The organism is Pantoea alfalfae, assembly GCF_019880205.1.
Lineage (GTDB): Bacteria > Pseudomonadota > Gammaproteobacteria > Enterobacterales > Enterobacteriaceae > Pantoea > Pantoea alfalfae.
The window spans coordinates 1,591,743-1,610,259 of the sequence record NZ_CP082292.1 but is presented as its reverse complement, the minus strand read 5'-3'; the positions used below and the strand labels follow the sequence as shown (position 1 = coordinate 1,610,259).

The 18,517-nt window shown below is 58.8% G+C and carries 14 protein-coding genes; 5 read left to right on the top strand and 9 right to left on the bottom strand.

Features of this window, described 5'->3' with window-relative positions; genetic code table 11:
* The first annotated feature begins 112 nt into the window (after positions 1–112).
* The 3 genes from K6R05_RS07425 to K6R05_RS07415 all read left to right on the top strand — a co-directional run bounded on the left by K6R05_RS07425 (position 113) and on the right by K6R05_RS07415 (position 4,581).
* A complete protein-coding gene (locus tag K6R05_RS07425; RefSeq protein WP_222925324.1) occupies positions 113–1,567 on the top strand; it encodes an AMP nucleosidase in 1,455 nt (484 codons plus the stop codon).
* A 1,660-nt stretch (positions 1,568–3,227) separates the two neighbouring features.
* Positions 3,228–3,911 (top strand): helix-turn-helix transcriptional regulator, encoded by a 684-nt coding sequence (locus tag K6R05_RS07420; protein WP_222925323.1) that lies wholly within the window; start codon positions 3,228–3,230, stop codon positions 3,909–3,911.
* Positions 3,912–3,915: 4 nt separating this feature from the next.
* Entirely contained in the window at positions 3,916–4,581 is a 666-nt protein-coding gene (locus K6R05_RS07415; RefSeq protein ID WP_222925322.1) for a PAS domain-containing protein, read from the top strand.
* 823 nt (positions 4,582–5,404) lie between these two features.
* Here K6R05_RS07415 and K6R05_RS07410 read toward each other — a convergent pair.
* Entirely contained in the window at positions 5,405–6,703 is a 1,299-nt protein-coding gene (locus K6R05_RS07410; protein WP_222925472.1) for an NCS2 family permease, read from the bottom strand.
* 422 nt (positions 6,704–7,125) lie between these two features.
* On the opposite strand from K6R05_RS07410, the gene K6R05_RS07405 reads away from it, so the two are divergent.
* Complete coding sequence (locus tag K6R05_RS07405) at positions 7,126–7,869, top strand: response regulator (RefSeq protein WP_222925321.1); 744 nt, start codon at positions 7,126–7,128, stop codon at positions 7,867–7,869.
* A 15-nt stretch (positions 7,870–7,884) separates the two neighbouring features.
* Here the strand turns inward: K6R05_RS07405 and K6R05_RS07400 are convergent, their stop codons facing one another.
* The 4 genes from K6R05_RS07400 to K6R05_RS07385 all read right to left on the bottom strand — a co-directional run bounded on the left by K6R05_RS07400 (position 7,885) and on the right by K6R05_RS07385 (position 12,148).
* Positions 7,885–8,568 (bottom strand): D-lyxose/D-mannose isomerase, encoded by a 684-nt coding sequence (locus tag K6R05_RS07400; RefSeq protein ID WP_161735999.1) that lies wholly within the window; start codon positions 8,566–8,568, stop codon positions 7,885–7,887.
* A 44-nt stretch (positions 8,569–8,612) separates the two neighbouring features.
* A complete protein-coding gene (locus K6R05_RS07395; protein ID WP_013358324.1) occupies positions 8,613–9,551 on the bottom strand; it encodes an ABC transporter substrate-binding protein in 939 nt (312 codons plus the stop codon).
* Between the two features lie 91 nt (positions 9,552–9,642).
* A complete protein-coding gene (locus tag K6R05_RS07390) occupies positions 9,643–10,623 on the bottom strand; it encodes an ABC transporter permease subunit (RefSeq protein ID WP_161736001.1) in 981 nt (326 codons plus the stop codon).
* Between the two features lie 10 nt (positions 10,624–10,633).
* Entirely contained in the window at positions 10,634–12,148 is a 1,515-nt protein-coding gene (locus tag K6R05_RS07385) for a sugar ABC transporter ATP-binding protein (protein ID WP_222925320.1), read from the bottom strand.
* 147 nt (positions 12,149–12,295) lie between these two features.
* Here K6R05_RS07385 and K6R05_RS07380 point away from each other — a divergent pair, with 147 nt between their 5' ends.
* Positions 12,296–14,905 carry an ATP-binding protein gene (locus tag K6R05_RS07380; RefSeq protein WP_222925319.1) on the top strand — a complete coding sequence of 870 codons (2,610 nt, stop codon included), beginning with the start codon at positions 12,296–12,298 and terminating at the stop codon, positions 14,903–14,905.
* Here the strand turns inward: K6R05_RS07380 and phnE (K6R05_RS07375) are convergent.
* From phnE (K6R05_RS07375) to phnC, 4 genes are all read right to left on the bottom strand, one after another.
* The gene (phnE, locus tag K6R05_RS07375) at positions 14,859–15,743 is read right to left on the bottom strand and encodes a phosphonate ABC transporter, permease protein PhnE (RefSeq protein ID WP_222925318.1); all 885 of its coding nucleotides are present in this window, start codon (positions 15,741–15,743) and stop codon (positions 14,859–14,861) included. The genes K6R05_RS07380 and phnE (K6R05_RS07375) overlap by 47 nt on opposite strands.
* Positions 15,740–16,600 (bottom strand): phosphonate ABC transporter, permease protein PhnE, encoded by an 861-nt coding sequence (gene phnE, locus K6R05_RS07370; RefSeq protein ID WP_222925317.1) that lies wholly within the window; start codon positions 16,598–16,600, stop codon positions 15,740–15,742. The genes phnE (K6R05_RS07375) and phnE (K6R05_RS07370) overlap by 4 nt, the downstream gene beginning before the upstream one ends.
* A 92-nt stretch (positions 16,601–16,692) precedes the next feature.
* Entirely contained in the window at positions 16,693–17,619 is a 927-nt protein-coding gene (gene phnD / locus K6R05_RS07365) for a phosphonate ABC transporter substrate-binding protein (RefSeq protein ID WP_161736006.1), read from the bottom strand.
* Positions 17,620–17,645: 26 nt separating this feature from the next.
* The gene (gene phnC / locus K6R05_RS07360) at positions 17,646–18,476 is read right to left on the bottom strand and encodes a phosphonate ABC transporter ATP-binding protein (protein WP_222925316.1); all 831 of its coding nucleotides are present in this window, start codon (positions 18,474–18,476) and stop codon (positions 17,646–17,648) included.
* Positions 18,477–18,517: the final 41 nt, after the last annotated feature.

Here is an 18,517-nt window from a genome sequence, read left to right as displayed (position 1 = left end):
AGATTACGCGCGTCGTTAGCGCAAAAAAAAGGCGATCACAGATTCTTCACCAATCTCTGCAACAAACCCGCTAAGCTTGGGGCAAATTGCGGAAAAAATGGAAGGAGAAACCATGCCGACACTACGGAAAAACCTGACCAGCCAGCAGGCGCTGGATGAACTCGAACGCCTTTACGACGGTGCCGTTGATGCGCTCCGTGCGGCGATTAAAGTGTTTACCGAAAACGGCACGCTGCCCGATGCCGCGGAACGGGAAAAGGGACTCTTTGTTTACCCGGAGCTGCGCATCACCTGGCACGGTGAAGGTCCACAGCAGAACCGCACGCGTGCCTGGGGCCGCTTTACCCATACCGGCAGTTACAGCACCACGGTCACCCGCCCGGCGCTGCTGCGCCACTATATTTCAGAACAGCTGGCGATGCTGGAGAAGGAATATGAGCTGGAGATCGACGTGGTGCCCTCCAGCCAGGAGATCCCCTATCCTTACGTGATCGACGGTTCCGATCTGTCGCTGGATCGCACCATGAGCGCCGGTATTGCGCGCCACTTCCCGACCACCGAGCTGTCACAGATTGGCGATGAGACCACCGACGGTCTGTTTCACGTCGACGCCAAATTCCCGCTGTCGCACTTCGATGCGCTGCGCACTGACTTCTCGCTGGCCCGTCTGCGTCACTACACCGGCACCAGCGTAGAGCACTTCCAGCCGTTTGTACTGTTCACTAACTACACCCGTTATGTCGACGAGTTTGTGCGCTGGGCAATTGAGCAGGTGCGCGATCCCAATACCCCTTACGACAGCCTGGCCTGTGCGGGTGATGTCGTGCTGACGGCCGACACCGCCGACAGCGAGTCGATGCTCTCGGATCTGGCGTGGAAGAAGCATCAGATGCCTGCCTGGCATCTCACCTCACCCAATCGCCGTGGCATTACGCTGATTAATATCGGTGTCGGCCCGTCGAATGCCAAAACCATCTGCGATCATCTGGCGGTGATGCGCCCGCACGCCTGGCTGATGATTGGTCACTGCGGCGGTCTGCGCGAGAGCCAGCGGATCGGCGACTATGTGCTGGCCCACGCCTATCTGCGTGACGATCACGTACTCGACAGCGTGCTGCCGCCAGACATCCCGGTGCCAAGCATTGCCGAAGTGCAGCGCGCACTGTATGACGCCACCAAGTCGGTGAGCGGCATGCCAGGCGAAGAGGTGAAACAGCGCCTGCGTACCGGCACCGTGGTGACTACCGACGATCGCAACTGGGAGTTGCGTTACTCCGCGTCGGCCCTGCGCTTTAACCTGAGCCGTGCGGTAGCGGTCGATATGGAGAGCGCCACCATTGCCGCGCAGGGCTATCGCTTCCGGGTGCCGTACGGCACGCTGCTGTGCGTCTCCGACAAGCCGCTGCACGGCGAGATTAAGTTACCCGGTCAGGCAAACCGCTTCTATGAGGGGGCGATTTCAGAGCATCTGCAGATTGGTATCCATGCGGTTGAACTGCTGCGCGCCGAAGGCGATAAGCTGCATTCGCGTAAACTGCGGACGTTTAATGAGCCGCCTTTCCGGTAGGTGTATCGCCGCTGGCTTGGGGAGGTTTGTTCGCTGCGTGAACGGGGCTGCTGCGCTGACGCTGAGGTGTTCGCTGCGCGAACAGGCTCTGAGAGGGGTTTCGTTCACCTCGCGGGCACATGCGCTAATAACATGGTGTTCGCTGCGCGAACAGGCTCTGAGAGGGGTTTCGTTCACCTCGCGGGCTACATGCGCTAATAACATGGTGTTCGCTGCGCGAACAGGCTCTGAGAGGGGTTTCGTTCACCTCGCGGGCTACATGCGCTAATAACATGGTGTTCGCTGCGCGAACAGGCTCTGAGAGGGTTTTCGTTCACCTCGCGGGCTACATGCGCTAATAACATGGTGTTCGCTGCGCGAACAGGCTCTGGGAGGGGTTTCGTTCGCCTGAGCAGTTAGGCAGTTTCAGACCCGCCTCTGCAGGCGACCGACAAGGGGGCGCCAGTCGCCGCGCCCCCTTGACCCCGGGCTCCGGCCTGCTTCACCGCCGCTTCGCGGTTCCTTCGCTTCTTCCGGATTTCTTACGGACCAGCGGGACGCGCCATCCCTGGCGCGAACCCGCCTCTTCGCGACATCCCTGTCGCTCGTCCTGAAATTCCTCATCCGCTTAGCGGTTCAGATGGCCTCCCTAACCCCCTGCTGTTATCTCTTCTTTCTGTGTTGGGTACTTTATCGCTGTGGGTTTTTTGGGACTGGCTTTAACTTTGACTGTGGCTTTAAGTCCAGCAGACAACACAGCGCCACAGTTAACACAAAGAAATCACAGGCGGGGGTTTGGGAGAGGCATCCGGAGCGCTGAGGAACAACCGGAGGCCAGGATGAGCCGACAGGACGTCGGCGAAAGGACGGTTCGCGCCAGGGATGGCGCGTCCGGACGGTCCGCTGGCCGCAGGGCGTGACGAAGGCACCCCGCAGGGCGGGGCGCGCAGGCAGCCGGACGCCGGGATTGTTAAGGGGCGGGCGTACGCCCCTTGACGCGTCCGCCTGCACAGGCAACCTGAAACTCCCCATAGCCTGGCGGGCGTAACCTTCTCAGTGCCAGCCCGCTGCAAAGCGTAATTTTCTCACCGGCAGGGGTCTGCCAGAGGCATCCGCAGCGCTGAGGAACAACCAGAGGCCAGGATGAGCCGACAGGACGTCGGCGAAAAGACGGTTCGCGCCAGGGATGGCGCGTCCGGACGGTCCGCTGGCCGCAGGGCGGGGCGCGCAGGCAGCCGGACGCCGGGATTGTTAAGGGGCGGGCGTACGCCCCCTAAACGCGTCCGCCTGCACAGGCAACCTGAAACTCCCCCTCGCCTGGCGGGCGTAACCTGCTCAGTGTGTCGGCACCGCGCAACATAACCTTCTCAGCGTCAGCTCGCTCGAAAGCGAAATTTATGCGGACCACTAAGTCCTGTCATTAACCCTAATTAAATCCCGTAATTAATATGCCTCTTAATACAAAAAGCCCATAACCTTTCGGTTATGGGCATACTTCTTTTTTTATTATACAGACAACTTTCCCTGCGCATTGGCTTGTGATATTACTTTCACACCCATCCCGGCTTGCATAAAGGTACAATTAAAGTACGGCACTTTATATAAAGTGTTATTACTTTGTAGGGTTATTAAGTTGCAAGGTCAATTTAATGTAGAGTAATGGAACTGTAAGGACACGCTCATGAAAGAAATTACATTACCTGCCAGGCTTATCAGGATGTTTGAAAACGATCCTGTTGTCGGCTGGGGCGTGAAGGACAATCAGTCCCACTTTGTTTATGTCAATAATACGTTCAAAAGCTGGCAGACGCTTTCAACGAAATTTGACTACGAAGGTCGCCATATCAGAGATATGCCTGTTCCGGTTGCAGAATTTGCTGACCTGTTCAGCCAGCAGGAGAGAGAGATAGAAAGAACTGGCCAGGCGGTAAGAGCGATTACCACACATATACAGGGCAAAGAGAAAATCATGCAGCCCGCATACAGCGTTCAGGAGCCACTGTATGACGACACGCATAACTGTATAGGTACACTGGTCAGCGTCAGGCATGTCAGGATCATCACACCGGGAGCGTTGCTGGACGGCAAAATAATTCGGCATGCGACTTTTGAATCGCCCTCATCCGTCTTCACAGAAAAAGAGTGGGAAGTCGTTTATCTGCTGGTCTGTGGCATGAACATAAAAGAAATAAGCAGCATCCTGGCAATTTCAGCCGACGCAGTTAATGGCAGACTCAGAAGTTGTTACAGAAAGACTGGCCTGAATTCGCTTTCCGCACTGACCGGCTATTGCCGTGACAATAAGTTAGACCACTATATTCCACCGTTCTTTCTGAAAAAAGGCCATATTATAATAAGAGGATGAACTGATGGTCAGAAAGCTGAATCCTGTTGAATATTACTTTGATCACTCGCTGTTTGGCTGGGCTATTAAAAACAGTGTCTCACGCTATGTTTATGCCAATAAGATTGCATGCAGTTATTTCAACGTTACGTCTGACACTATTGTGGGGACATTTGACACCGACCTGACGCCAGACATTAGCGATTATTACCACCATATTCTGCATGATGATAAAAAAATCCTGAATACAAAAGAAATGAGCATTGTGCTTAAGACTTTTGAATACGGAAAAGAGAACAGGCTGCGATCTTTTATGGTGGAGAAACGCCCATGGACGTTCAATGACGGAACCGATGGTATTATCTGTACCTACCTTGAGATCACCAATGTTTACTTTTCAACGTTCCTCCGGCCACGTGACAGAAGACCTTTTGTCTTTACCCGGCCCGCGAATATCTTCACCGACAAAGAATGGGAAGTGATTCTGCTACTGCTTTGTGGGGTAAAGCAGAACCTTATGCCAGGAATTCTTGGCATCAGTGCTCCGGCCCTTCGCAACCGGCTTATACGCTGTTACGACAAATCTGGTGCAACCAACAACGCTGCGTTGAAGGAGCATTGTATGCAGGAGGGGTGGGATAACTACATCCCGCCTTTTTTTCTGAACAAAGGATATGTGCTGATTACCTGAGGCGCAGAGGCTGGGTTTGTTCGCTGCGCGAACGGGCTGGCAGAAGAGCTGATGCTGGGATGTTCGCTGCGCGAACGGGCTCTGAGAGGGGTTTCGTTCGCCTGAGCAGTTGGGCAGTTTCAGTATCGCCTCTGCAGGCGACCGACAAGGGGGCGCCAGTCGCCGCGCCCCCTTGACCCCGGGCTCCGGCCTGCTTCACCGCCGCTTCGCGGTTCCTTCGCTTTTTCAGGATTTCTTACGGACCAGCGGGACGCGCCATCCCTGGCGCGAATCCGCCTCTTCGCGACATCCCTGTCGCTCGTCCTGAAATCCCTCATCCGCTCTGCGGTTCTGACGGCCTCCCTCCCCCCTGCTGTTATCTCTTCTTTCTGTGTTGGGTACTTTATCGCTGTGGGTTTTTTGGGACTGGCTTTGACTTTGACTGTGGCTTTAAGTCCAGCAGACAACACAGCACCACAGTTAACACAAAGAAATCACAGGCGGGGGTTGGTGAGAGGCGTCCGAAGCGCTGAGGAACAACCGGAGGCCAGGATGAGCCGACAGGACGTCGGCGAAAGGACGGTTCGCGCCAGGGATGGCGCGTCCGGACGGTCCGCTGGCCGCAGGGCGTGATGAAGGCACCCCGCACAGCGGGGCGCGCAGGCTGCCGGACGCCGGGATTGTTAAGGGGCGGGCGTCCGCCCCTTAACGCGTCCGCCTGCACAGGCAACCTGAAACTCCCTATCGCCTGGCGGGCGTAACCCGCTCAGAGTAAGCCCACTGCAACGCGTAACCCACCCAGAGCAAGCCGCTGCTAAGCATTCCTTAACCGCAACGCGGTAGATTAAGCACTTAACCACCCAAGTTTAATCACAAACAAAATCGACAGAATCACCAGCGCCGCATTCACCTCTTTCGCGCGACCACTCAACAGCTTCACCAGCGTCCAGGTAATAAAACCAAACGCGATGCCATTGGCGATGGAATAGGTCAGCGGCATGGTCAGCGCGGTCACGGTAACCGGGGCAGCCGTGGTGATATCTTTCCAGTCAATATCTGCCAGACCCGATGCCATCAGCACCGCCACAAACAGCAGTGCAGGCGCAGTAGCGTAAACCGGCACGCTGGAAGCCAGCGGTGAGAAGAACAGTGCCAGCAGGAACAGGATACCCACCACGATCGCGGTCAGTCCGGTACGGCCACCGGCACTCACGCCTGCCGCCGATTCCACATAACTGGTGGTGGTCGAGGTCCCGAGCAGTGAACCAAACAGTGCAGCCGCACTGTCAGCAATCAGCGCACGGCCCATCTTCGGCACGTTGCCCTGCTCATCCGCCAGACCAGCACGTTTCGTCACGCCCAGCAGCGTGCCGGTGTTATCAAACACATCGACAAACAGGAAGGCGAAAATCACGCTAATCAGGCCGACGTTAAATGCCCCGGCAATATCCAGCTGCATAAAGGTTGGTGCAATCGATGGCGGCGCAGAAAAGACCCCGGCAAACGGCGACAAACCCATGCCCATCGAGATAAAGGTCACCAGCAGAATACCGATCAGCACCGCGCCGGTGACGCGACGCGCTTCCAGTACCACGATCACCACAAAGCCAAGCATCGCCAGCAGCGGACCCGGTTTGGTCAGATCGCCAATGCCCACCAGCGTGGCCGGATTATCGACCACGATGCCCGCCCCTTCCAGCGCAATGATCGCCAGGAACAGCCCGATACCGGCGCCAATCCCGGCGCGCAGCGGCAGCGGGATACTGGCAATAATCCACTCACGGATTTTAAACAGGGACATTGCGAAGAAAATCACTGCCGAGAGAAACACCGCGCCCAGCGCAACCTGCCACGTGTAACCCATGTGCAACACCACGGTGTAGGTAAAGAAGGCGTTCAGTCCCATGCCTGGTGCCAGCGCGATCGGGTAGTTGGCGATCAGCCCCATCAGCACGCAGCCAATCGCCGCCGCCAGACAGGTGGCGACAAATACCGCGCCTTTATCCATGCCGGTTGCGCCCAGAATGCTCGGGTTCACAAACAGAATATAGGCCATCGCCAGGAAGGTGGTGATCCCGGCGATAATCTCGGTACGAACCGTGGTGTTATGCGCTTTGAGTTTGAATAGTTTTTCTAACATCATCATCTCTCGATACAGGAGACAGCCGTCTCTCTTGCCAAAGGGGTTTGTATGCTGATTATTCTGTTTCCGGGACATGGATGCCGGCCGCTGCATACCTGCGTGCCAGAACCGCCTGAAATCCCTGCCTTACCCACTGCCCAAAGCAATTGCCATGCCATCTGCAAACGCAATCGATTACCTGGCAGAGCCGGACTTGCCTAAGAAGAGTCCGAACCAAAACGAGGCGCGATTATGGTGCAATGCACCGATCCTGCGCAATCGTTTTCCTGCGGCAAATCAGCACCCCCTGAAAACTCTGCGCCAGCGCACGCTTCCATACTCTCACAGGCGAAGCGGGTCACGTTTCAGCACGCTGCCTCAGCAACCTTTTCTGGCCTGTGTAGACTCCAGAATTAACTCTTTCGTAACATTGAGGCCGCGCCATGAAGCCAGCGATTTTGGTGGTGGATGATGATCCTGCTGTCTGCGATGTCCTGCAGGATGCGTTAAGTGAACATCTGTTAACGGTCTACCGCTGTCATCAGGGACGCGAGGCGCTATTGATGCTCAACGCGCACCCGGAGATTTCGCTGGTGATGCTGGATATGATGCTGCCCGATACCAACGGTTTACTGGTGCTGCAGCAGCTTCAGCGGCAACGACCGGAAGTGCTGGTGATTATGCTGACCGGCATGGGTTCAGAAGCGGAGATGGTAGTCGGTCTGGAGATGGGCGCAGACGACTACATCGCCAAACCCTTTAATCCCCGCGTGGTAGTGGCGCGCGCCCGGGCGGCCCTGCGTCGCAGCGGGCGTATCGCACAGGCCGATCCTGAACAGGCGGGCTGGCGTTTTGGCGGCTGGCAACTGGACGATGGCCGCTGCCAGCTGTTTAATCCGCAGCGCGAACTTGTGCCGCTGACCCAGGGAGAATACAGTCTGCTGCGTGCGCTGGTGCATCACGCCCGCAAGGTGCTGACCCGCGATCAGCTGCTGGAGCTGACCCACAGCGAAAGTCTCGATGTGTTTGACCGCACCATCGACGTGCTCATCATGCGGCTGCGCCGTAAAATTGAAACTAACCCGCATCAGCCTGACCTGATCCGCACCATCCGCGGGCTGGGTTACGTCTTTTCGGCCGATGTGGTGAAACCCGATTCGACAACGCGTGCCAGTCAGATTGCCTGATTACGCCTGCCGCGCTCAGGATAGCCAGTCCGAATAATCGTTGCACAGCAGCCAGCGCGGCGCTTCATCCTCATTCAGTGGATTAAAACGGGCCAGCGGCGTCAGAAACACGTTGTCGTTTTCATCATCGTTGGGCATTGATACCTCGCCCACCAGCACATCGCCGAAGCCGCTTTCGCCCCAGAAACTGTGCCAGACGCCCGCCTCCAGCGTTACGCTTTCACCCGGAGAGAGCCGCAGTTGTGAACCGGCAGCATGAATCTGGCGCAGGCCATCCAGCGACACTGCCACCGGCGAGTCAGCCAGCCCGTCACCGTCGCGGTTATGCAGTTCGACAATCAGGTTGCCGCCGCCGCGATTGATGATGTCTTCCATCTTGCGCGGATGATAGTGCATCGGCGTCAGTTGCCCTTCACGCACGTGCATTATCTTCTCGGCGTAGGGTTTATGCCACGGCTGCCCGCCCGGCGAGCCGTTACGAAGGGTAAACAGCGTCAGGCCGGTCTGCATAAAATCTGCCGCGCCAAAACTGGTGAGGTCCCAGCCCAGCCGCAGCGCCAGAATCTCCTGTATCACGTCGCGATCCTGAGCGCGCCACTGGCTGACGCTGTAATCGGCCCACGGCGGCAGATGCACATCCTGCTGCCGGAAAAACTCGCGGGTATGTTGCAGATAAGAGTTAACCTCTGAACGTTGCATAGTGGCCTCCTGAGAGCGGCACCCGAAGGGTGCCACATTAAAGCCTATTTCACCGTCCAGCCCTGATAGCTGCCGATATTATTGCGGTCGATCAGTTTCACCGGGATCAGCACGGGCTTATCCGGGGCCGGTTTGCCCTGCAGGATGTCATAGCCAATCTCAACCGCTTTGGCCGCCATGACCTGCGGGTCCTGCGCAGGCGTCGCAACGAACAGTGAATTCTTGCGCTTCAGCGCCTCTTCACCGTCTGGCGAGCCATCGACGCCAACGATAAAGAACTCACTGCGCTGCGCCTGTTTCGCGGCTAAATCGGCACCAATCGCGGTCGGGTCGTTGATAGCAAAGACCGCATCGATTTTCGGGTTAGCCGAGAGCAGGCCGGTCATGACTTCCAGTCCGCCTTCACGACTGCCTTTGGCGTTCTGGTTGTAGGAGAGCAGCTTGATATCCGGATGGGTTTTCAGCTCATTCATGCAGCCTTCAACGCGGTTCTGTACAGCTGAAACCGGCGGTCCGTTGATGATCACCACGTTGCCTTTGTTCTTCAGGCGGTCAGAAATATATTTACAGGCCATCGCGCCCGCCTCGGTGTTATCGGAGGTGATGGTCGCATTCGCGCCATCGGCTGCCACGTCGACCGCCACCACCACGATACCGGCGTCACGCGCCCGCTTCACCGCCGGGGCGATCCCTTTGGAGTCGGCGGCATTGAGGATAATCATGTCGACTTTGGCCGCGATAAAGTTATCAATCTGGCCGACCTGCTGACCGAGATCGTAACCGCTGGAGACCAGCGTCACGTTGACCTTATCGCCCGCCAGCTGACGCGCCTTCATCTCTGCGCCTTTGGTGATCTGCACGAAGAAGGGGTTAGCGAGATCGCCGACCGTGACGCCAATAGATTTGAGTTCTTTTGCCTGAGCCAGGCCGGTGCTGAACAGCGTCGCCGCCAGCAGCCCGGTTACAATCGGATTAAAACGCATAGACCTTCTCCTGCTGTTTTCAAGGTGCCAACCGCTTAATGGCGTTTTTTTGGGTGGCGGAGGCGACACGGCGCATCCGCCCTTTTCAGCCTCAACTCACATGATGTCGGGTACGGTATTTGTCGATCAGGACCGCGATGATGATCACCGCGCCCTTAATCACCAGCTGCCAGAAATAGGAGACGCCCATCAGCGTCATGCCGTTGTTCAGCGTGGCGATAATCAGTGCGCCAATCAGGGTGCCGGTGATGGTGCCGATGCCGCCGACAAAGCTGGTCCCGCCGAGGATCACCGCCGCAATCGCATCCAGCTCGTAGCCGACGCCGAGGTTGCCGTTGGCGCTGTAGAGCCGCGAGGCGCTCATTAAGCCGCCCAGCCCTGACAGCAGGCCGCTCATGCCGTAGACAAACAGCAGCACCACGCCAACCTTGATGCCGGTAAGACGCGCCGCCTGGATGTTGCCGCCGACCGCGTAGATATGGACGCCCAGCGTGGTGCGACGCAGGATGAACCAGCAGATGGCGATTACCGCAAAGGCAATCACAATCAGCCACGGCACCGGCCCGAGATAGCCGTTACCAATCCACTCAAAGTTAATATCGGAGTTAATCACCGTGGTGCCGTTCGCCAGCAGATAGGCCGCCCCGCGCAGCGCAGTGTAGGTGCCGAGCGTGACAATAAAGGGCGGCAATCCGGCCCAGGCGACCAGGATACCGTTGAACAGCCCCATCACCAGGCCCGCGCCCAGCGCCATCGGAATAGTAAGGGAGGCGAGCATCGGATCCAGCGACGCCACCAGCGCGACCACCGCCGTAGTGCCCAGCATCGATCCCACCGACAGGTCGATGCCGCCGGTCAGAATGACAAAGGTCATGCCCGCCGCCAGCACGATGTTGATCGACGCCTGACGGGTAATGTTGAGCAGGTTCGCTTCGGTAAAGAAGTTGGGCGTAACGAACCCAAATACCGCCACGATCAGGATAAGAATCGGCAGGATACCCACCGTTTGCAGCAGATCGCCCATCAGGGCGCGTTTCAGCGTCGGCGCTTTGGTGCGGGCCAGTTGTGACATGATGGTCTCCTCAGATTTCGCCTGCTGACGTGCTGTGCGCACCGGTTGCCAGCGTCATAATGTTTTCCTGACTGATGTGGCTGCCCTCAAGCTCACCGACGATGGTGCCTTCGTGCATCACGTAAACGCGGTCGCTCATCCCGACCACTTCCGGCAGTTCGCTGGAGATCATTAAAATCGCCACACCCTGCCGCGCCATCTCCTGCATCATGCGGTAGATCTCGCTTTTCGCGCCGACATCGACGCCGCGCGTCGGCTCATCCAGGATCAGAATGCGCGGGCCAATCGCCACCCAGCGTGAGATCAGCAGCTTCTGCTGGTTGCCGCCCGACAGGCCGCCTGCACGGACCTGAGCGTGTGGTACACGAATATTGAGTGAGGCGATCGCCTCCGTCGCGATGGTCTGTCCTTTACGGCGGTTGAGCATGCCGTAACTCGAATCGCGCTCCAGCGTCGCCATGACGATGTTCTCCTGCGCCGCCATCTCCAGAAACAGCCCCTGCTCTTTGCGGTTCTCAGTGAGAAAACCGATACCGCGCGCAATCGCATCACGCGGCGAATGAATAGTGACCTTCTCGCCGTCGATCCAGATCTCACCCTGTTTCGGCTTGTGTACGCCAAAGATCAGCTGTGCCAGTTCACTGCGGCCTGCGCCCACCAGACCGGCCAGGCCGACTATTTCCCCGGCCCGCACCGCCAGACTGCTGGGATGCACTTTGCCGCCGTCGGCGAGGTGATTCACTGCCAGCCGGATGTCGCCCAACGGGATAGCCCGGTCTTTGTTAAACAGGTCGCTGAGCGGCCGCCCGACCATCATCCGCACCAGTTCACTGGCATTGAGCTGGTCACGGGTCAGGCTGCCCACATACTCCCCGTCACGCAGCACGCTGACGCGATCGGACAGCTCATAGACCTCCGCCATGCGGTGGCTGATATAGATAATGGCCATGCCTTCGCTGCGCAGCCGTTTAATCAGCGCAAAAAGCTGTTCGGTTTCGCGATTAGAGAGCGCGGCGGTCGGCTCATCCATCACCAGGATGCGGCTGTTGCGTTGCAGCGCGCGGGCGATCTCCACCTGCTGCTGCTCGGCGATGCTCAATCGACTCACCAGATCCCAGGCGCTGAACTGCGCGCCGAGCCGGTCAATCACCCGCTGCGCCTCTTCGGCCATCTGCCGCCGCTTCACCAGCCCGCCGGGTGCGATTTCGCTGCCGAGAAAAATGTTCTCCGCCACCGTCAGATTGGGTGCCAGGTTGATCTCCTGATAAATCAGGGTGATCCCGGCGGCCAGCGCCTCTTTCGGCCCCTTAATCGTATAGGGCCTGCCTTCAATGAGAATTTCCCCGCTGCTGGCGGTATAGGCACCGGCCAGAATCTTCATCAGTGTGCTTTTACCCGCGCCGTTCTCCCCCATCAGCGCATGAACCTCACCAGGATACACCGTGAGGTCAACGCCCTTCAGGGCATGAAAATTGCCGAAGCGCCGGGTAATGCCCCGCATTTCCAGTATCGGTGTGGCTGTCATCGCCCTGCTCCTGCGGACTGTGGATAGCCGCCAGTTAAGCAACACCAGATAAACGGAAAATGTCAGCCGCCATTCATATTTGTCATAAATGCCCGACATCACGCTCCTATACTCGGCCCACTGTTGCAGTGATGAAGAGGTCGTGGGATGCAGCGCAGTTATCCGTGGCAGGCCGGGGCACGTGGCCGCCTGTTGATGTTCAATCTGCTGGTAGTGTCGGTCACGCTGATGGTGAGCGTGGTGGCGATTATCGGCTTTCGTCATGCCGGGGCGATTCAGGAGCAGGCGCAGGCGCAGACGCTGGCGGATATGAACGGCAGCCTGGCGCTGGCACGTGACACCGCCAACGTGGCGACAGCAGCGGTGCGGCTGTCGCAGGTGGTCGGGGCGCTGGAGTATCAGAGCGAATCACAGCGGCTGCAGCAGAATCAGCAGGCGTTGCAGCAGTCGCTGAGCCTGCTGGCCAGCGCGCCGCTGGCGGCCCGTCAGCCGGAGCGCATCGCCCGGATCCGCGCGCGCAGCCTGATGCTGGAACAGACGATTAACAGCCTGCTGCTGAACGGCCATCAGCGGCATCTGCAGCGCAACAACATGCTGAGCGATCTGTGGCAGACGCAGATTCTGCTCAGCCATATCGACCAGCGGGTGCAGCTGGAACAGCGGACGCGACCGGATGCCGCACTGCGCGAACAGACCGAACGGCTGATCACCATCGCCATCCGTACACCCTCGCCCATCGCCGTGATTGAGCAGCTTCAGCAGATCATGACGCAGTGGCGCACGGTGCCGCTGACGGGGATCACCGGTCAGCAGGTACAACGGCTGCTGGTCACTCAGCAGCGCCTGCTGCCGCTGGCGGAGGCGCTGGAGCAGAGTGACCTGGCGATCGCCTACGCCACCTACCGGATTAAAGCGCTGGTCGCGATGCTGAACGACGATATCAATGCGTCGGTGCAGCAGGTCGCATTGCAGAGCGAGGCGCGCACCCAGGCCACCCATCACGAACTCGACTCCATCATCGGCTTTATCGCGCTATTTGTGCTGCTGGCGCTGGCGATCACCGGGTACGCCGGGATCTATATCTACCGCAATCTTGGGTCGAGCCTGACGGCGATTGCCGGGGCGATGACGCGGCTGGCGCAGGGCGAGCAGAACGTCAGCGTGCCGGGATTGCAGCGGCGCGACGAGCTGGGCGAGCTGGCGCGCGCCTTTAACGTCTTTGCCCGCAATACCTCCTCGCTGGCGCATACCTCACGACTGCTGAAAGAGAAAAGTAATCAGCTGGAATCCACGTTTCTGGCGATGCGCGACGGCTTTGCCCTGTTCGATCACCACGGTCAGCTGGTGGTGTGGAACGCCCAGTATGCCGAGCTGCTGGGTATCGCGCCGCGTGAGCTGCATCGTGGCGTCCATTATCAGCAACTGCTGGCTCCGCTGGCGGTCGATCTGCACGATCCCGGCGAACCGCAGGAGATCCGGCTGGCCGATGGCCGGACACTGGAGCTGCGCTTCAGCCCGATCCCCCGGCGCGGCATGGTCAATACCGTGCTGGATCGGACCTCGCGCAAAACGCTGGAGGAGGCGCTACAGCACAGCCAGAAGATGAAGGCGGTCGGTCAGCTGACCGGCGGCCTGGCGCACGACTTCAACAATCTGCTGGCGGTGATTATCGGCAGTCTGGCGCTGACTGAAGGCCAGCTGATGCCCGGCCCGCTGGCGACCCGGATAGAGCGGGCGCGGCAGGCCGCCGATCGCGCCGCCCAGCTGACGCAGCGGCTGCTGGCGTTTTCACGCAAGCAGGCGCTCTATCCCCGCGCGGTGTCGGTGGTGACGCTGGTGGATAACCTGCAGAGCCTGTTGCAACACTCGCTGCTGCCGGGTCAGCAGCTGGTTATTGATGCGCAGCGTCCTGGCTGGCTGGCCTGGATTGATGCCAGCCAGCTGGAGAATGCGCTGATGAATCTGGTGGTAAACGCGCGCGATGCGATGTATCAGCAAAGCGGCGAAATCCGGCTGCGCATCTGGAATCAGCGTCGTCCGGAAGCAGGCGAGAAAAGTGACAGGGTCACAATAGAGGTCATCGATCGCGGTTGTGGTATGTCCGCCGAGGTTCGCGAGCAGGTTTTCGAGCCCTTCTTCACCACCAAAGCCACCGGCAGCGGCAGCGGGCTGGGGCTGTCAATGGTTTACGGCTTTGTGCGACAGTCAGGCGGGCAGATCGAACTGGAAACCGCGCCGGGCCAGGGCACCACGGTGCGGCTGCTGTTGCCGCGCGCTTCGGAAGCCGCCGCCACTGCCGCGATCGCCCCGCCACCGCCAAAGCCCGCGGAGGCAGAGGCAGCGAACAACCGGCTGATACTGGTGCTGGATGATGAACCGGCGGTGCGCCAGACGTTGTGCGAGCATCTGCATCAGCTGGGGTATCTGACGCTGGAGTGTGGTGATGGTGAAGCGGCGCTGGCGCTGCTGCGCCAGACGCCTGATATCGACCTGCTGATCAGCGATCTGATGCTGCCCGGCGAGATCAATGGTGCAGAGGTGATCCGCCAGGCGCAGCAGAACTGGCCGCAGCTGGCGACGCTGCTTATCAGCGGTCAGGATCTGCGCCACCAGCCGGTGACGCTGCCGCTGTGCGAACGGCTGGCGAAACCCTGGCAGCAGGCCCAGCTGGTGCAGGCGCTGCAGCGCGCCTGGCAGCGCAGCGAGCGACTTAATCGCGCGCAGCAGGCTGCCACAACGGCACCGGCTTGCCACTGATGTAGCGCTTACGCAGGCGGCTAGAGATCACATCCATCACCATGACCACTACCACCAGGATCAGCGTCAGGAACATCACCACATCCCAGTTCCACAGCCGCATGTTCTCGGCATAGACCAGGCCGACGCCACCCGCGCCGACAAAGCCCAGCACCGCCGCCGAGCGGGTATTAGACTCAATCTGGTAAAGGCTCAGCGCCAGGAACTGCGGAAATGACTGGGTGAAGATGCCGAACCGGTGTTTCTGCAGACTGTTGGCCCCGACCGCGCCCAGCCCGCGACTGGGCGAGCGCTCCACCGCTTCATGCCCTTCGGCGTACAGCTTACCGAGCAGGCCGACATCCTGCAGGATAATCGCCAGCACCCCGGCCAGCGGCCCCATCCCCACCGCTCGCACGAATATCAGCCCCCAGATCGCCATATCGATGCCGCGTAACACATCGAACAGACGCCGCACCAGAAACGCCAGCGGCTTCGCAGCGCGATCGTGCATCACATTGCGTGCCGCCAGAAACGACAGCGGCAGCGCCAGCAGCGAGGCAGTCAGCGTGCCGGCAAAGACAATCCCTAAGGTGATGCCGACCTGCGACAGATAGTAGCCAAACGGCCAGTTCACGAAATCGTGCCAGACAAACATCCGCAGGAAATAGCGCCCCAGCTGCTGACAGCCCATCAGCAAACGCGGCCACTCCAGACCAAATACCGAGAAGAAAAAGAGGTAGTAGAGCAGCACTGCCAGTGTCATCAGCGCCAGGCGACGCAGATAGCGCGGCTGTGCGGCGAAGAGTTCACGATGCTGCTGCTTCATTAGCGCGATATCGGGAACGGTGCTTATCATGTCCTGTCTCCTGTGACACGGCGACGAAGCTGGCCGGAGAGCGTATCCAGCAGCGACACCACAATCAGGATCAGCAGCAGCGTGATACTGACCTGATCGTAGCGGTCCAGTTTGATATTGGTCATCAGCTCCTGGCCGATGCCACCCGCGCCGACCAGCCCAAGAATGGTGGAGGAGCGAAAGTTAATCTCCAGCCGCATAAAGCTGTAGGAGAGAAAGATCGGTTTCACCTGTGGCCAGAAGGCGAAACGCATCCGCTGCAGCTTGCTGGCACCGCAGGCGGCCAGACCGCGCACCGGCTTATCCGACGCCGACTCAATCGCCTCGTAAAACAGCTTGGTCAGGCTGCCCACGGTGTGCAGCGCCAGCGCCAGAAAACCAGGGATCGCGCCGATGCCAAACGCCATGACAAACATCACCGCCCACGCCAGCTCTGGCATGGTGCGCAGAAAGGCAACACAGGCGCGAATCGTCATCCGCACGCTGACCGGCGTCTGGGTGTTGTCGGCGGCGAAAAAGGCCAGCACTGCGGCCAGTGCCACCGCCACCAGCGTCGAGGCCAGCGCCAGTTGCAGCGTTTCCCAGATCAGCGGCAGCTGAATCGGCAGACGGTAGCCCCAGTAAGCCAGCGAGCCACTGGTTTTGCCGTCGGCAAACAGCAGCGGCAGATGCAGCACCGGCAGGATTTCGTGCAGGTAGTCGAAGAAGTGCGGCAGCGACTGCCAGACGGTGAGCAGATTAAATTCTGCCACCCTGCCCGCCGCCAGATAGAGCGCCACCAGCAGCAGTGACCACAACAGCGTGTCACGCTTCTGCTGACGGCGGATGCGTTGGTAATAGTGTTCGAAGTCGGTCAAAGGGGTTCTCCGGCGCTAAAGCAGCGGGACGCAGGCGGGGTTGCCGCGTCCCGCCTTTCCCGCCTGGGCAGGAAAAGTCAGGAAGTCCGGCCTTAGCCGCGGCTGCCTTTCATCAGGTCACGTTTCATATCGATGATATTTTTGTAATCAGCGACCGTCGCCTCACCGATATGCTGCTCACCGCCTACCGCTTTCACGAAGCAGGCGTGATCTTCCTTATCCAGCTTTTTAATCGCCGACACCACTTTCGCTTTAAAGTCAGCGGGCAGCTTGTTGCTGACCAGCACCGGGCCGTTGGGAATCAGCGGTGACTGCCAGATAATGCGGATCTGCTTCATCAGATCCGGATGGTCCATACGGATCAGACGGCCAAATGCGCCAGAGGTGTAGCCGCTGTTGTAGTCACCGACCAGCGAGGTCCAGGTGACCGCGCCATCGAACTGGTTGTTCAGCACGCCCAGAATGTCCTGCTCATGGCCGCCAGAGAAGGTGACGCTGGAGAAGGTGTTGTTATATTTGTCATCCACCGAGCCGCCGAACATCTTCTTAAACGCCTGGTTTGGCATCAGGAAACCGGACGTCGAGTCGGGATCGGCCATACCGAAAGATTTGCCCTTCAGGTCTTCCAGCTTTTTATACGGGCTGTCCGCTTTAACGATGACGACAGAGTGGTAGCCACGTGACTGATCTTTGTCATCCACCACAATGCCGACCACGTCTACCGCTTTCGGGTCCTGAATGTAGACCGAGGCAAACGAAGCCGGTGACATACTCAGTACCATATCGATCTTGCCGCCCAGCAGGCCCTGAATCACGCCCGAATAGTCAGAGGCGTTGCGCATCTGGGTATCCACACCCAGCTCTTTATCAAAGAAGGTCTTCACACACTGATTGTCGCCGATCTGCTGGGTGGCGTTCTGCCCGCCCAGAATCCCCAGATTAAGCTGTTTCGGCGCATCCGCTGCGCTGACACCAAACGCCATGACAGGGGTCAGAAGTGCTAAAGAAGTCAGTTTCATTCGGAATTATTCTCTTGCTGTGGACGTTAATGGATTTGGTTAAGTTCATCACCGTACAGCTGGTGCAGCAGGCTGTCGGTGAGTCGGGAAGGATGGCCGTCAAACAGCACCACGCCGCGCTGGATGCCAATCACACGGGTGCAATAGCTTTTCACCAGCTCAATCGAGTGCAGGTTGACCATGACGCTGATGCCCTGCTCGCTGACCTGACGCAGTACATCCATGATGCGTTTGGTATTTTTAGGGTCGAGCGACGCCACCGGCTCATCGGCCAGCAGGATTTTGGGGTTCTGCATTAATGCGCGACAGATCGCCACGCGCTGCATCTGACCGCCAGAGAGGTTTTCCGCCCGCTGCAGCGCCTGCGGCAGCATGTTCATCCACTGCAGCAGTTCGATGGCGTGCGCCCGGTCCTGGTCAGAGAAGATTTTAAAGAAAGACTTCAGCGTGCCGGTCTGGCTCAGACGGCCCAGCAGCACGTTGGTCAGCACGTCGAGTCGCGGCACCAGACAGAAGTCCTGAAAGATCATGCCGCACTGGCTGCGCCATTCGCGCAGCTGGCGGCTGTTGAGCGTGACCACGTTACGATCGGCTTCGCCTTCATGCAGGCTTATAATCGCGCCGGACGTGGCGTTAATCGTGCCGTTGAGCATATGCAGCAGGGTCGATTTACCCGCGCCCGAGCGGCCAATCACCGCCACCAGTTCACCGGCGTGCAGGTCGAAACTAACCTGATCCAGCACCTGGGTGTCGCCGTAGGCTTTGCTCAGTTTCTGCACCGACAACACTTTTTGTCCGCTGTGGCTGACCGGTGGTACGTCGTTATCGACCACCGTTTTCAGAAGTGCCTGTGCCATGCTGTTCTCCGTCATCGCTGATTGCGTCTGCCGGTTATTAA

Coding starts and splice junctions, on each gene's coding strand:
- K6R05_RS07425 (WP_222925324.1), top strand. CDS start 113: ATGCCGACACTACGGAAAAACCTGACCAGCCAGCAGGCGCTGGATGAA.
- K6R05_RS07420 (WP_222925323.1), top strand. CDS start 3,228: ATGAAAGAAATTACATTACCTGCCAGGCTTATCAGGATGTTTGAAAAC.
- K6R05_RS07415 (WP_222925322.1), top strand. CDS start 3,916: ATGGTCAGAAAGCTGAATCCTGTTGAATATTACTTTGATCACTCGCTG.
- K6R05_RS07410 (WP_222925472.1), bottom strand. CDS start 6,703: ATGATGTTAGAAAAACTATTCAAACTCAAAGCGCATAACACCACGGTT.
- K6R05_RS07405 (WP_222925321.1), top strand. CDS start 7,126: ATGAAGCCAGCGATTTTGGTGGTGGATGATGATCCTGCTGTCTGCGAT.
- K6R05_RS07400 (WP_161735999.1), bottom strand. CDS start 8,568: ATGCAACGTTCAGAGGTTAACTCTTATCTGCAACATACCCGCGAGTTT.
- K6R05_RS07395 (WP_013358324.1), bottom strand. CDS start 9,551: ATGCGTTTTAATCCGATTGTAACCGGGCTGCTGGCGGCGACGCTGTTC.
- K6R05_RS07390 (WP_161736001.1), bottom strand. CDS start 10,623: ATGTCACAACTGGCCCGCACCAAAGCGCCGACGCTGAAACGCGCCCTG.
- K6R05_RS07385 (WP_222925320.1), bottom strand. CDS start 12,148: ATGACAGCCACACCGATACTGGAAATGCGGGGCATTACCCGGCGCTTC.
- K6R05_RS07380 (WP_222925319.1), top strand. CDS start 12,296: ATGCAGCGCAGTTATCCGTGGCAGGCCGGGGCACGTGGCCGCCTGTTG.
- phnE (WP_222925318.1), bottom strand. CDS start 15,743: ATGATAAGCACCGTTCCCGATATCGCGCTAATGAAGCAGCAGCATCGT.
- phnD (WP_161736006.1), bottom strand. CDS start 17,619: ATGAAACTGACTTCTTTAGCACTTCTGACCCCTGTCATGGCGTTTGGT.
- phnC (WP_222925316.1), bottom strand. CDS start 18,476: ATGGCACAGGCACTTCTGAAAACGGTGGTCGATAACGACGTACCACCG.